Here is a 13645-nt window from a genome sequence, read left to right as displayed (position 1 = left end):
ATACACCAGCGCTGACCTTCACCAACACCTCACCCGGCTCGACCACCACACCCCTGCCGCATGACCCCCGACGAATTAACGGGCAAGACCACTAAGCTGCGACGGGGGTGGACGACACGATGGAGAGACCAATGCCCCCAACGCTTCGCGTATCTGCGGTGGGCGTCGTGTCCGTGGCGGTGATTGCCTTCGCCGCGCCGGCGGCCGGCGAACCCGGGGACGAGATCTCGGGTGACGGCGTCTTTCTGGTGGGGCCCGACATCGCACCGGGCCTCTATCACACGGTCGGCGTCGGCCTTCGGGGTTTGGATCAACAATGTGCCGACCCAGGAGTCGATGTGGTCGTGGTTCACCTACAGCACGCGCGATGCGGCCAAGGACCATGTGCTTCAGACGAATACCTCGATCGGTCCGATGTATGCGAACATCAACACAACGGTCAAGGCCTTCGAGTCGCGGAATTGTCAACCCTGGCAGCGCGTCTCCTGATCGGCGGCCATCAGCATCTCCCGCAGCCGGCGCATGTCGACCTTGCCGGTGCCGCCGCGCGGCACGTCGTCGTCGGAGTCCAGCAGCAGCCACACCGTCGGCACCTTGAAGGCGCTCAGCAGTGCGCGGGCGAGATCGCATAGCTGCGCGGCGGTGAGCGCCCGGTCGCCGCACACCACGGCCGCGCCGACCCGTTCGCCCGCCGTACCGGGCACGTTGGTGACGAACGCGCCCTCGACACCGGGGATGGTTCGCAGCGCCCGTTCGACCTCGCCGGGGTAGACGGTGGCGCCGCTGACCTTGAACATGTCGTCGGATCGGCCGCGGTAGAACAAGAACCCGTCGGCATCCAGGTGGCCGAGGTCGCCGGTGGGGTAGAAGCCGTCGGCGGTGAACAGCTCTTCGCGGCTGCGCCGGCAGATGCCGCGCAGCGTGTGCGGTCCCCGAATCTGGATCATGCCCACGGCGCCCGCCGGGAGGGGTGCGCCGGTGTCGGGGTCGACGACGCGTACCTCCATCCCGGGGAACGGCTTTCCGCAGCTGCCCCACGCCGACGCGGGCATGTCGGTGTCGGCGGGATAGCCGCAGTAGGGGCCGAACGCCTCGGTCATGCCGAACAGCGTGGCCCGCGCCCCGGGCCGGGCCCGCCGCTCGGGCGGCAACAACGCCTGCAGGCTGCCGGCGCGCAGAGCCGACAGGTCAGCGCCGACCGCATCGGCGTGGCGTGCCAGCGTCTCGGCCTGGTCGGGCCACCCGCGAAACAGCGTGACCCGTTCGTCTTCCAGTAGCCGCAGCGTGGTCTCCGGCCTCGGTATCTCCTCGGTCACCAGGGTGGCGCCGGCCAGCAGCGTCGACAGCATTCCACTGCCGAAGCCGCCTACCCAGAAGAACGGCATCGGCAGATACAGGCGGGTGTCGGCGGTGATACAGCGGGCCGTCAGCCCCGCCCGGACGGCGCCCAATGCGCTGCCGTGCGAATGCATCACCCCCTTGGGTGTTCCGCTGCTGCCCGAGGTGAACACGATGGCCAGCGGATCGGCCGGGACGACCGTCTCCGTCATCGCGCCGACGATCCGGCGGGCACGCTCGGTGGCGGCGTCGTCCAGCCGGGCCGCCGGCCAGACGCCCCGTAGCGCGGGGAGTTCGGGTCGCGGTACCGGTCCGAGTTCGTCCAGGTAACGGTGTCCGCGGAATTCCTCGACGCTGACCAGGAACTGCACCGATGCGGCGCGCAGCTGCGCCACCAGTTCGGCCGGCGCCAGCAGTGTGCTCAACGGCACCAGCACCGCGCCGATGCGGGTCAGCGCGATGGCCATCTTTACCCAGCGCACGCCGTTGGGCATGATCAGCCCGACCCGGGTGCCCTTGCCGACACCGGCTTCGACGAAGGATGCGGCGAGAGCGATTGTGGTCGAATCGAGTTCGCGGTAGCTGAGGCGGGATTGCGGGTCGATCACCATCGGCTTGGGGCCGTGCCGGGCGGCCTGCAGCCGCACCAGGTGGTCAATGGTGTCAGGCATCGAACAACTCCCGCAGTCGCAGCAGGTCGACTTTGCCGCTGGACAACATGGGGATATCGGCGTGCGACACGGCAAGGAACCGCCTGGGGATCTTGTACGCGGACAACTCGTCCCGCAGCGCCTCACGCAGCTCCGCCTCGTTGAAGGCGGCCCCGTCGCGTCGGACGATGACCGCGGCCACCGCCTGCCCGCGGCCGGCATCGGCGATGCCCACAACGTGGGCCGCCATGCCGCTGACCCTGGCGATGGCCCTCTCCACCTCGACCGGTGATACGTTCGCGCCCGCGGTTTTGATCATGGCTCCGAGCCGGCCGCAGAAATAGAAGAAGCCGTCGGCATCACGGCGCACGAGATCACCGGTGTGGAACCACCCGTCGGCGTCGAAGCACTCCTCGCGACTGCGCTTGTAGTAGCGCTGCATGACATACGGTCCGCGAATGCACAGTTCGCCGACCGCACCGTCGCCGACCGCACCGTCGCCGGCCGGTACGCCGGTGTCGGGGTCGACGATCAGGGTCTCGAATTCGGGGGCGGGCTTGCCGAACGAACCGCGCCGCGCCTCGGGTTGGTCGGATTCCTCGCCGCTGATCAGCATGACGCCGCCGGCCTCGGTCATCCCGAGCATGTTGTGCCGCAGCTCCGGGTCGGCCGGTCGCACCTCGGGCGCCATGATCGGGTACAGGTTGCCGCGTCGCAGCGACGACAGGTCGCGCCGACCGAAGCTCTGATGCGCGGCCAGATGGGCGATCCCGGCCACGAATCCGTTGGTGATCGTCGGCTTTTCGGCCTCGAGCAGGTCCAGCGTCGCACCCGCATCGACGGCGTTGGAGCACACCAGCGTCGCTCCGGCGACCATGGTGGCCAGCAGGCCGAAGGCCAACCCGCCGATCCAGAAGAACGGGGAGTTGCAGAACAGCCTCTCCTCGGCCGTCAAGCCGCGGATCGCGTTGAGGTTGCGCTGATGTCCAAGCAGCGCGAAGTGGGTGTGCACGACGCCCTTGGGGGCGCTGGAGGACCCCGAGGTGTACACGATGGCCAGCGGGTCGCAGCCCTCGACGTCGTCCTCCAAAGCCGTCAGCAGCGCGGGGCCGACGGTTCCGGCGAGCCGGCGGACCGCGTCGTGCCCGATCGCGATCCGGCGTAGTTGGGGTGTGGCGGTCGCGAACAGCGGCCGGGTAGGGTCGAACTCGGAATCCGATACCGCTTCGGCGATCCGTTGCGCGTAGTCAATTGATCGAAACCGCTTCGCGCTCAGCAGAATCTGCACGTCGCTGTCGACCAGCTGCTCGCGCATCTCCCGCGCGGTGACGAACGTGGAGATCGGGATCACCACGGCGCCGATCCGCGCCGCCGCCAGCATCCCGACCACGAACTCGGGGCCGTTGGGGTAGAGCAGGCCCACGTGAGTGCCCTTGCCGGCCCCGAGGGTGATCAGCCCGCGGGCGAGTTCCGCCGAGCGGCGATCGGCCTCACCGTAGCTGATGCGGTCACCGTCGCAGACGAGAAGCGGGTGGTGTTCGCGCGAGCGGGCCTGGTGTCGCAAAACCTCGGCGACCGTGTCGGAGTCACCGGGCATGGGCACTCTGGGCGGCCTCGACGCTGAAGAAGCGCCGGATGGCGGCGAGGTCGGCTTTGCCCGACGGCGTTCGCGGTATCGTGTCGACAATGGCGATCTCCGTCGGAATCTCGTATGGCGCCAAGCGGTTCCGCAGGTATTCGGCCAGCGCAGTGGCGTCGGCGGCCGCGGGTGCGCGCAGCTCGACCATGGCGACCGGCGTCTCCCCGAGGCGGGCGTCGGCTCGCCCGACCACGGCGGCACCGGCCACCGCGGGGTGGCCCTCCAGTGCGGTGCGCACGTCGTCGGGCATCACCTTGAACCCGCCCCGGATGATCGCCTGGTCGGCGCGCCCGAGGATCCACAGGAAGCCGTCGGCGTCGATGCGCGCCAGGTCCGTGGTCCGCATCCAGCGGGCGGAGGGCCCCAGCTGCCCGGGCTTGACTTCCAGCAGGCCGACCGCGCCGGGCGGCACCGGCGTGCCGTTCTCGGCGACCACCCGCAGCTGCGTGCCCGGGTTGGCCCGCCCGACACTGCCGCGCTTGTCGCGCCAGTGCCTTTCGTGGTCGACGAGCGTCCAGCCGGCCACCCCGCCGCCGAATTCCGTTGCCGCATAGGAGGTCAGGACCGGAATTCCGTATTTCTCGGTGAAGGCGTCGGCGTCGTCGGCCGACAGGGGGGCGGTGCCGCAGGTGACGGCCCGGATGCTTGCCAGGTCGGCCCGGGGCAGGCCCGAATGCAGCACCGTGCGCAGCGCGGCCGGGACCAGCGACACCGCGCGGGGCCGGTGGGCGCGCACCGCGGCGGCCCATGCGTTGAGCTCGAACCGTTCGAGCAGCACGAAGGGTCTCGCCTCGGCCACGCATTGCAATACCCGGAACACGCCGCCGATGTGCACCAGCGGCGAATTGACGATCGCGACGCCGCGCCGCACGCCGGTGGGGGCCGGCGCGCGGTCGGGATCGGGTCCCAGCACGCTGCGCGCCAGCATGTCATAGCTCAGGTCGATCCGTTTGGGGGGGCCGGTCGTGCCGCTGGTCAGCATCCGCACCGCCACCCCGTTGCGCGGGACGGGCCCGGCGCCGCCCGGCGGCGACCCGGCGGGGCCGTTCGCGAGCACCGGGATCGGCAGCGCCGGGGTGCCCGGGGGGACCAGCGCGCCGAGATCCGCGCCCTCGCCTACGATCAGCGGCAGCCCGAGCGCGGCGATGTCGGCCTTGGTGCGGTCGTCGCCGCGGGTCGGGTTGATGACGACGACGGTCCCGCCGCCCAGCAACACGCCCAGCAGCGCCGCCACGTGGCCGGGACGGTTGCGCAGCAACATCCCGACCTCGCCCCCGCGCCTGGCAGCCCCAGCACCGACGCGCCCCGCCATGGCTCCCAGCCCTCCCCACGAAAGCCATTGCCCGTCATACTCGATGGCCCGCGAGCCTGGTTGCAGCGCCAGGACGTCGGCGATGCGCCGGCTGAGCGGGTGGGGCGGCATCAGCGGATTCTCGGTTCTCCGCGGCCCGGCTTCGCACCGGCGGCCGCCCGTTGCGCGGCCAGTTCGGCCGTCCCCAACGGGTTGCCCAGCCGGGTGTAGACGAGGCCCTGTTCCAGGGCGGCGCGGTAGGGCTTGTCCAACGATTCCCAGATCGCCTTCACCGTGCCCTGGGTGGCCGACGGCGGCTTTGCGGCGATCGCCGCGGCGATCTCGTGGGCGCGGGCCCACAGCCGCTCGGCCGGGACGACCTCCGACACCAACCCGATCCGCAGCGCGGTGCCGGCGCCGACGCGTTCGTCGTTGCCCATCAAGGCCATGCGCAGGGTCTCGCCCAGGCCGACGCGTCGCATCAGGCCGATGGGCTCGAGCGCACAGACCAGGCCGGCCGAGACGTGCGAGTCGAAGAACGTGGCGTCGTCCGAGCAGATCACGACGTCGGATTCGTTGACGAAGTAGAAGGCCCCCGCGGTGCACATGCCCTGCACCGCGCACACCACCGGCTTCCACACCTTCTGCCACTTGGGGCTGAGGAATTCGCCGGGATCCTCGTGGGTCCAGACATTTTCGGGTTGGCCGTACGGCGTCTTGACGTCCAGGCCGGCGCTGAACGCCCGCGATCCCGCCGCCCGCAGCACCACGGCATGCACCGAGTCGTCGAGCTTGAGGGTGCGCCACGCCTCGGCCATCTCCGTGCACATGGTGCGGTCGAAGGCGTTGAGCCGCTCGGGCCGGTTCAGCGTGATGGTGGCGACGTGGTCGGTGGCGTCGACGTCGAGAAGGATGGTCTCGAAGTTCATCGGCATTGCCAATCGGGCGTGCGCTTCTCGACGAAGGCCCTGGGGCCCTCGGCCGCGTCCTCGGTGCGCAGCACCCGCTCGCGGAACGTCTCGGCCATGATCTCGGCTTCGTGCAGCGGCACGTCGAGTCCCTTCAGGATGGCCAGCCGGGTGCCCCGGACCGCCAGCGGCGCATTGGAGTTGACGATGCCGGCGATCTCGTGGGCCCGCTGCAGGAGGCGGTCGTGCTCGACGACCTCGCTGATCAATCCGAGTTCGTAGGCGCGCTGTGCGCTCATGCGCTCGTGTTTGCCCATCAACGCCATGCGCAGCGCGATGGAGCGGGGCAGCACCCGCGAGACCCGTACCATCTCGCGCCCGGCCACCAGGCCGATGCTCACATGCGGGTCGAAGAACGTCGCCTGCTCCGAGGCGATCACGATGTCGGAGGTGGTGACCCAGTCCATGCCTGCGCCACAGCACAACCCGTTGACCGCCGCCAGCACCGGCTTGGCCGCCGTGCGAAACGGGGGCGTGCCCTCCTGTGGCGCCTCCCACTGGTCGTAGGTCGACAGGTAGGGACGCTCGTAGATCACCTTGCCGTCCTCGGGAATGGCCGTGACGTCGGCCCCCGTGCAGAACGCGCGACCCGTGCCCGTGACTATGGTCAGCCACACGTTGTCGTCGTTCTCGGCCTCGTGGTAGGCGGCGCGCAGTTCGGTGATCATGTGCGGGCTGAGCGCGTTGAGGGCGGCCGGGCGGTTCAGCGTGATCGTGGCGGTGTGCCCGTCGACGGCGTAGCTGATGGTGTCGAAGGAGTCAGAGGGCATCCGTGTTTCCCTTCATGGAGGTCATCGGCCACGGAACCGCGGTGCGCGCCGTTGCCGGAAGGCTTCCAGGCCTTCTTTGAAATCGCCTGTCCGGCAGGCCAGTTCCAGGCTGAAAAGCTCTTGCGTCAGGGACTCGGCCAGGCCGGCGCCCTGGCCGAACGCCAGGGCCTGCTTGGCCAGCCCGATCGCCACCGTCGGCCCGCCGGCCAGCCGCTCCAGCAGCTTTTCACATGCGTCGTCGAGTACCGGCGGTTCGACGGCCTGGTGGATCATGCCCCACTCGGCGGCATCGGTCGCCCCCACCTTCTCCCCGAGCAGCAGCATCCGCCTGGCCCGCGCCACGCCGGCCAGGCGGGGCAGCAGCCAGGTGGAACCGGAGTCCGGACTGAAACCGCGCTCCACGAACGGCTCCCAGAAGACGGCGTCGGCGGCGGCCACGGTGAAGTCGGCGGCCAGCGCCAGGTTGCAGCCGAACCCCACCGCCCATCCGCGCACGGCGCAGACGACCGGCAGGTGGATGCCGGCGACGAGTTCGATCACGCGGTGGGCCCCATGGGGGATGCGGCGCACCAGATCGCCGGTGCGGGGACGCTCGCGGTCGTTGGCGGCCAGCCAATCGGCGCCGGCGCAGAAGTCGCGTCCGGCCGCCGTGATCAGCACCGCTCGGAGCGAGTCGTCGGCGGCGGCGGAGGTCAGCGTATCGACGAGCGTCTCGATCATCTTGGGGGTCAACGAGTTACGCCGATCAGGGCGATTAAGGACGATGCGCAACATCGCGTCGTCGCGGCAAGCTGTCACCGAGCCCCCGGCGCCGACCGCGTCAGCCTCGTGACTCACCGTCGGAACCCGGCCTTTCTCGGCGATACGGTTACCCATACAGTAGGCAATACGATTGCTACGCTGTATAAGTTAGCAAGGAAACGCTGTTGACGGAACCAGCGGGGCGGAACCCTGCGAAAGAGGCCGAAAGAGGACACCATGGCGGCGCTCGGTGACGGCAGGTTCGGCGAGGCGCCGCTCGCCCAGACCGTGGCCGCCGCCGGTGCGATGCGCCGCCTCACCGCGCTGCTGCTCAGTCTCGAGCATCCGCACCCGGCGGTGGACGACATGCTGGAGAAGTTCGCCGGCTGGGAGGGCGCGCTGGCCGCCGCGGCGCCGGCGGACCCGACCCCCAGGATGGCCGGCGACGACGATCGCGGGCGGGTCTATCTCAACCACGCCGGTGACATCGGCGCCTACAACCCGTGCTTCCCCGAGTATCGCTTCGACCGCCTCGACGCCGCGCGGGCCGACGGCCGGGTGTCCTTCCCGCTGGTCTACGAAGGCCCGCCGGGCCTGGTGCACGGTGGCTTCCTGGCGGTGTTCTTCGACTGCGTGATCCAGCACCACAACTGTGCGACGGGCCTTTCCGGGAAGACCCGGTCGCTGGGCGTGAGGTTTCGGCGGCCGACGCCGGTGCTGGCCGAGTTGCGCTTCGAGATCTCCCGGTCGGCGGCGGAGTGGGGCATCGTCTCGACGGCGCGGCTGCTGGCCGGCGACGAGGTGCTCTGCACGGGTGAGGTGAGCACGCTGGCGTCGCCACCGGAGAAGCTGGCCGCCTCCGGGTTCGCCAGACGGCGGAAGGAGCTGGCCACATGACCTCCGCGGGGACTTCGGACGAGCGGGTGCTTTTCGACGTGGAGCCCGACCGGCGCATCGCGACGATCACCCTCAACGATCCCGGGCGCCGCAACTCCTACGACGCCGCGATGCGGGACGCCGTGGAACGCTGCCTGGACCGCGTAGCCGAGGACGACGACCTCACCGTGGTGCTGCTGCGCGGGGCCGGCGGGGTCTTCTCCGCGGGGGCCGACATGAACAACGCGTACGGCTGGTACGGCGGTGACTCGCCCAGGCGACGGCCCAGCCAACGCCGCCGGCTCACCGTGGACCGCAAGACATTCGGCTTCTACCACAATCTCCTGGGCTTCCCGAAAGTGACGGTGGGGGAGATCGCGGGCTACGCCCTCGGCGGCGGATTCGAGATGGCGCTGATGACCGACATCTCCGTCATCGCCCGCGACACCCGGATCGGCATGCCGGCGACGCGCTTCCTCGGGCCGGCGCTCGGCAGCCTGCACATGTTCTTCCACCGGCTGGGGCCGGTGCTGGCCCGGCGCCTGTTGCTGACCGGCGACATCGTCACGGCCGGCGAGCTCGAACACCTCGGAATCTTCACCGACACATGCGCTCCCGGCGCCGTCACGGCGCGGGCGCGCTATTGGGCCGAGAAGGCGGCCAGGATGCCCGCCGACGGGGTCGTCATCGCCAAGGAGGCGTTCCGCCTCGTCGAGCAGACCCAGGCGTACCAGGGCGAGGAGGTCGCGAGTTACCTGTTCCACGCCTTCGGCACCAACCTGCAGTTCGGGCCGGGGGAGTTCAACTTCGTCAAGACCCGGGCCGAGCACGGTACCAAGGAGGCGTTCCGGTTGCGTGACGAACACTTCCACGTGCCCGAACCGGAAGCGTGACAACGCAACCCGGAAACTCGCGTCGCTAGCGCGGCGGGGATGCCTTGGTCCGTCCCCGCTGGGCCGGTGACTTGGTGGCTCGGCGTTGCCGGGACGCCGCCGACTTCGCGGACCCGGCGCCCTCCTCGATCAGCCGGCCGGCATGCTCGAGGATGCAGTTGAGGCCGTACTCGAAATTCGCCTCGTCGGGGGCCCCGATGCGGTGACCCTGGCCGCTCACCTGGGCGATCAGGGGTGTCGTCGTCGGGTCTATGGCCACGGCATCCTCGATCGCACGCGCGCCGTTGTCCGCCGACTGGTTCTTCTCGTACAGCCGGTGCAGCACCACCGATCCGCGGACGTGGACCGAGACCGCGGAGTAGGTGTCGAACGCATCCTGGGGCGAAAGGCCTGCCTCCACCAGGTTGGCGATCGCCCGCTCCACCTCCTGGGCGCCCAGGCGGGCGGCTTTCGGGCTCAACGCGGCCCGGATCAGAATCAGGTCGCACAGGATTGGGTTGCCCATGAACGTCTTACGCATCAGGCGCGCGTGGTTGCGCAGGGTCTCGCGCCAGTCGCTGGCTTCGACGTACGGGGTGGCGAACACGTACTTGCTCAGGGCGCGGTCGGTCATCGCGTTGAGCAGATCGTCTTTCTTGCGGAAGTACCAGTAGATGCTCGTGACGCCGACACCGAGGTGCTTGCCGAGCAGCGGCATGCTCAAGTTGTCTATCGAAACCTGTTCCGCGAGTTCGAATGCGCCACTGATGATGTCGTCGGGGTTGATGGACCCGCGCTCACGTCGTCGACGCTTATCGGCGGTGGCCTGCTTTGCCACTACGGGGCACCTCCATCAGATCTCGCTTGTGCATTGGCGTCTCGGCCGTTCGGTTCCGACCGTCAACCTTACCGGTGGGTGGTCTGCGCATCGTGGCGACAGCCTTTCCTGCGGTTTTTCATCTGCTACTGTAATACCTATCGTAGGCTTTTTGGTAAAAGGCTTTTGGTGATCACGGCTGGGCGGACGAAGATGACCGGGCGCACGCCACCGGGCGATTCACGGATTGTCCCATGGACCTAGGGTTGGCCGGTGCCGCGGCGGTGGTGGTCGGCGGTAGTCGCGGCATGGGTCTGGCGGCGGCCCGATGCCTGGCCGAGGAAGGCGCGCGCGTCGCGGTGATCGGGCGCACCCGCGCGGCCGTCGACAGCGCGGTGACCGATCTCACCGGCTGCGGCAGCCCCCGGGCCCTCGGACTGGTGGTCGACATCGGTGACGCGGCAGCGGTGGACGCGGCGTTCGCCGAACTCGGTCGGCTGTGGAATAGCGAACTCAACGTGCTCGTCAACACCGTCGGGCCGGGCGCGGCGGGCACTTTCGAAGACCTGACCGACGAACAGTGGCGCCAATCCGTCGAAGACGGGGTGATGGGGATGGTGCGCTGTGTGCGGGCGGCGCTGCCGTTGCTGCGCGCGGCGCAATGGGCGCGGATCGTCAACTTCTCCGCGCACTCGACGCAGCGCCAAAGCGTCATGCTGCCCGCCTACACGGCCGCCAAGTCGATGCTGACGAGCGTCTCCAAGAATCTGTCGCTGCTGCTGGCCAAAGAGGAGATCCTGGTCAACGTCGTCTCGCCGGGCAGCATCGCCTCGGAGGCTCTGGTCGGGTGGGCGAAGTCGGTCGGCGTCGACGGCGACGACCCCTACCGGCTGATGGACGCGATCGCCGAGCACTTCGGGCATCCGGCACACATGCCCCGGGCCGGCCTGCCGGAGGAGATCGGTCCGGTCGTCGCCTTCCTCGCGTCGCGGCGCAACTCCTACATGACCGGGGCCAACATCAACGTCGACGGCGGCTCGGACTTTACTTGAAGCGAATTTGCTTGTACGACAACAGGAGCGGATCATGGCGACAGCAAGTGAGGCGCGGGTGTGGGCGCGCGGCGCGTTGCGGGGTATCGGCGACTCGCTGTACACGCCGTTCTGCGGCCCAGACGGCGACGACATCGACTGGGAGGCCTACCGCACGCTGGTGCGCTACTGCGTCGGCGACCTGGGGCACCCGATGTTGTGGTGCACCAGCGGAATCGCCGAGTTCTGGTCGTTGACCCTCGACGAGCGCAAGCGCCTGCTGGAGGTGGCGATCGAGGAGGCGCGCGGCATCAACCCCGACGTCGTCGTCCAGGCCTGTACGGCGGCCACCAGCGCGAAGGACTGCGTGGATCTGACGCTGCACGCCCAGCAGGCGGGCGCCGACATCGCCTACATCCAGACGCCGATGATGGAGGCGCACGGCGGGGACGGCGTGCTGCGGTTCTTCGCCTATGTCGCCGCACGCACCGACATCGCCCTGGGCATGTTCAATTCGCCCTCGTCGGGCTATGTCCTGACGCCGGCCGAAAGCGCGCGCATCTATGACGAGGTGCCCGCCGTGTGCGCGACCAAGGAGGGCGCCTTCCGGCCGGGCGGCAGCAGGTTGCTGCACCAACTGGCGCCGGGACTGGTGCTCTGGGAATGCGACAAGACGGTATACCGGGCCGGCTGGCTGCGGGACGGGATCGTCTGCCCGGCGCAACTGGGAACGGCGGGTTACCTGTTCGAGACGCCGCAGCAGCGCTTGTTCTCCGAGTATTGGGATCTGGTGCAGAGCGACAAGCTGCTCGAGGCGATGGACTACGGGCGCGAGTCGGGTCTCGACCAGTTCGATCTCGACCTCGGGTCCTGGTGGACCTGCTACCCGGGACGCGCCGATTACTTCACGCACTGGGGTGGCGCGTTCAAGTACGCCGCGTCGCTGCTGGGCCTGCCGATCGGCGACTTTCCCCATTCCCGGCCGCCGCAGGCGTGGCTGCCGCCGGAAGCCAAGGCCCAGATCGAAAGCGCCTATCGACGTCTGGGGCTGGTCGCGGCCTAGCGTGGCGAAAGGCCCGGCCACCTGGTGACCGGGCCTTTCGCCGTTCAACGGCTACTGCTTGGCGCGCTGTTCGGCCTTCTCGCGCTCCTCGTACATCTTGGCCTCGCCGCGGGCCTTCTCGGCTTTGGCCTCTTTCTTGGCCGCGTCGCGCTGCGCCTCAGCCTTGTCCAGCTGGGCGTGGCCCTCTTTGATCATGTCGTTGCGGCCCAACACCGCACCGAGGATGACCTTGGCCCTGCCAAAGATGCCTTCCACAATGCCCTGGATGGCCTCCATCGGGCCGCTCTTGCTGTCAGCCATTTGCACTTCCCTCCTGCTCATCGACACCTTGGGTGCGGGTTCCCGATCTGGTTGGCGGGGCAAACGTCTCCGCCCTGTGTCGCTCGCCACACGGGGGGTAGCCGGCTCCTCGGCGGGTGTGCGGCGTGCCGGTCAAACATGTTCTCAGCCTTGAGAATTGGAATGATCGCTGCTGTCCTCGGCGGTGCTCGACTGTTGCGGCGCGTGGTGCACGGAGGCCGGCGGCGGGCTCCAGGGTGCCGGCTCGTTGCGGGTGCGGCGTCGTGCCAGCAACAGCGCACCCGCCGGCACGGCGATCAGCGCCGTCCAGAACAGAACCTGGGCGGCGGTCACGGCCAGTTCGGCACGCAGCGCCGTCTTCCGGATCTGGCGCAGGCGGTGTACCAGCGCCTTCGCTTTCGCGGTCATGGGTCATCTCCTTCGGTCCGGACGAATTACGGCCCGGGGTTTGCATGCGGTACCCCGGTGCGGCGCGTCCTGAAACGCGCAGCGGCAAAAGGGATCGCCCGGTGCGCGGGGCGCGCCGCCAGCCGCCCGTCGCGTCTCCGTGCAGCCGGCCGTCGTGACCGGCCCGAGTGGCGCCTCGGTGAGCGGAAATTGGCTGTTCGCCCGCGTTTTGTACCGGCCGGACCGCGGTTGTGGAATGCGCTACCGATAGGTATACAGTATGCGTACAAAGCAGCCTGGGTCCGGCAGTGTGAGGAGGTGCCGCGGGAGATGTCCGGCAGTGGCGGTGCCTCCGAGGACGCGGTGCTCTACGAGACGACGCACGCCGGCGTCGCGGTCCTCACGTTCAACCGCCCGGAGCGCCTCAACGCCTGGGGGCCCGACATCGCCGCGGGCTTCTATGCGGCCATCGACCGCGCCGAACAGGACCCGGCGGTGCGGGCGATCGTCCTGACCGGTCGCGGCCGGGGATTCTGCGCCGGCGCCTACCTGGGCGCCCCGAGTGCGGCCCCCACCTACGGCGAGACGCTGGAGAAGGCGGGTCAGACGAACCTGTCCGAGTTGGTCGGCGAACGCCCGCCGCACTTCCTGACCACGCTGCGCAAGCCCGTCATCGCCGCCGTCAACGGTGCCTGCGTCGGCATCGGACTGACCCAGGCGCTGATGTGCGATGTCCGGTTCGCGGCTGCCGGGGCCAAGTTCGGCGCGGTGTTCTCCCGCCGCGGCCTGATCGCCGAGTTCGGGATCTCCTGGATCCTGCCCCGCCTGACGGGTTGGGGGGCCGCCCTCGACCTGTTGTTGAGCGGCCGCACCTTCCTCGCCGAGGAGGCCGTCGAGCTGGG

The 13645-nt window shown here is 69.3% G+C and carries 14 protein-coding genes and 1 pseudogene; 6 read left to right on the top strand and 9 right to left on the bottom strand.

Features of this window, described 5'->3' with window-relative positions:
• The first annotated feature begins 131 nt into the window (after positions 1 to 131).
• Positions 132 to 489, top strand: a pseudogene (locus tag AC2VOR_RS18805) (Rv1352/Rv1906c domain-containing protein).
• Here the strand turns inward: AC2VOR_RS18805 and AC2VOR_RS18800 are convergent.
• The 6 genes from AC2VOR_RS18800 to AC2VOR_RS18775 are packed head-to-tail and all read right to left on the bottom strand — an operon-like array spanning position 465 to position 7493.
• Positions 465 to 2009: a class I adenylate-forming enzyme family protein gene (locus AC2VOR_RS18800; protein WP_486964292.1), complete on the bottom strand. Its 1545-nt coding sequence runs from the start codon at positions 2007 to 2009 to the stop codon at positions 465 to 467. The pseudogene AC2VOR_RS18805 and the gene AC2VOR_RS18800 overlap by 25 nt on opposite strands.
• A complete protein-coding gene (locus AC2VOR_RS18795; protein WP_369741499.1) occupies positions 2002 to 3585 on the bottom strand; it encodes a class I adenylate-forming enzyme family protein in 1584 nt (527 codons plus the stop codon). Before AC2VOR_RS18795 ends, AC2VOR_RS18800 begins: the two co-directional genes overlap by 8 nt.
• Positions 3575 to 5050 (bottom strand): class I adenylate-forming enzyme family protein, encoded by a 1476-nt coding sequence (locus AC2VOR_RS18790; protein ID WP_369737713.1) that lies wholly within the window; start codon positions 5048 to 5050, stop codon positions 3575 to 3577. The genes AC2VOR_RS18795 and AC2VOR_RS18790 overlap by 11 nt, the downstream gene beginning before the upstream one ends.
• Complete coding sequence (locus tag AC2VOR_RS18785; protein ID WP_369737716.1) at positions 5050 to 5853, bottom strand: enoyl-CoA hydratase/isomerase family protein; 804 nt, start codon at positions 5851 to 5853, stop codon at positions 5050 to 5052. The genes AC2VOR_RS18790 and AC2VOR_RS18785 overlap by 1 nt, the downstream gene beginning before the upstream one ends.
• Positions 5844 to 6656, bottom strand: a complete 813-nt coding sequence (locus tag AC2VOR_RS18780) for an enoyl-CoA hydratase/isomerase family protein (protein WP_369737718.1) — start codon at positions 6654 to 6656, stop codon at positions 5844 to 5846. The genes AC2VOR_RS18785 and AC2VOR_RS18780 overlap by 10 nt, the downstream gene beginning before the upstream one ends.
• 21 nt (positions 6657 to 6677) lie before the next feature.
• Positions 6678 to 7493, bottom strand: a complete 816-nt coding sequence (locus tag AC2VOR_RS18775) for an enoyl-CoA hydratase/isomerase family protein (protein ID WP_369737719.1) — start codon at positions 7491 to 7493, stop codon at positions 6678 to 6680.
• 141 nt (positions 7494 to 7634) lie between these two features.
• On the opposite strand from AC2VOR_RS18775, the gene AC2VOR_RS18770 reads away from it, so the two are divergent.
• Positions 7635 to 8294, top strand: a complete 660-nt coding sequence (locus AC2VOR_RS18770; RefSeq protein ID WP_369737720.1) for a hotdog family protein — start codon at positions 7635 to 7637, stop codon at positions 8292 to 8294.
• Positions 8291 to 9166 carry an enoyl-CoA hydratase/isomerase family protein gene (locus tag AC2VOR_RS18765; protein ID WP_369737722.1) on the top strand — a complete coding sequence of 292 codons (876 nt, stop codon included), beginning with the start codon at positions 8291 to 8293 and terminating at the stop codon, positions 9164 to 9166. Before AC2VOR_RS18770 ends, AC2VOR_RS18765 begins: the two co-directional genes overlap by 4 nt.
• 25 nt (positions 9167 to 9191) lie before the next feature.
• On the opposite strand, the gene AC2VOR_RS18760 is transcribed toward AC2VOR_RS18765, so the two are convergent.
• Positions 9192 to 9983: a TetR/AcrR family transcriptional regulator gene (locus AC2VOR_RS18760; RefSeq protein ID WP_369737724.1), complete on the bottom strand. Its 792-nt coding sequence runs from the start codon at positions 9981 to 9983 to the stop codon at positions 9192 to 9194.
• A gap of 233 nt (positions 9984 to 10216) precedes the next feature.
• Between AC2VOR_RS18760 and AC2VOR_RS18755 the strand changes: the two genes are divergently transcribed.
• Positions 10217 to 11014 carry an SDR family NAD(P)-dependent oxidoreductase gene (locus tag AC2VOR_RS18755; RefSeq protein WP_369737725.1) on the top strand — a complete coding sequence of 266 codons (798 nt, stop codon included), beginning with the start codon at positions 10217 to 10219 and terminating at the stop codon, positions 11012 to 11014.
• A 34-nt stretch (positions 11015 to 11048) separates the two neighbouring features.
• Positions 11049 to 12056, top strand: coding sequence for a dihydrodipicolinate synthase family protein (locus tag AC2VOR_RS18750; protein ID WP_369737727.1), 1008 nt, complete (start codon positions 11049 to 11051; stop codon positions 12054 to 12056).
• A 51-nt stretch (positions 12057 to 12107) separates the two neighbouring features.
• Here the strand turns inward: AC2VOR_RS18750 and mbp1 are convergent, their stop codons facing one another.
• Together mbp1 and AC2VOR_RS18740 are read right to left on the bottom strand one after the other, a co-directional pair.
• Complete coding sequence (mbp1, locus tag AC2VOR_RS18745; RefSeq protein WP_369737728.1) at positions 12108 to 12356, bottom strand: microaggregate-binding protein 1; 249 nt, start codon at positions 12354 to 12356, stop codon at positions 12108 to 12110.
• 144 nt (positions 12357 to 12500) lie between these two features.
• On the bottom strand, positions 12501 to 12764 hold the full coding sequence (locus tag AC2VOR_RS18740; protein ID WP_369737730.1) for a hypothetical protein: 264 nt from the start codon (positions 12762 to 12764) through the stop codon (positions 12501 to 12503).
• A 309-nt stretch (positions 12765 to 13073) separates the two neighbouring features.
• On the opposite strand from AC2VOR_RS18740, the gene AC2VOR_RS18735 reads away from it, so the two are divergent.
• Positions 13074 to 13645: enoyl-CoA hydratase-related protein (locus AC2VOR_RS18735; RefSeq protein WP_486964291.1), on the top strand; the 572-nt coding region annotated here is incomplete at its 3' end.

The sequence above is a fragment of the Mycobacterium sp. TH-M103 genome (assembly GCF_057473785.1).
This window is presented reverse-complemented; position numbering and strand designations above follow the sequence as displayed.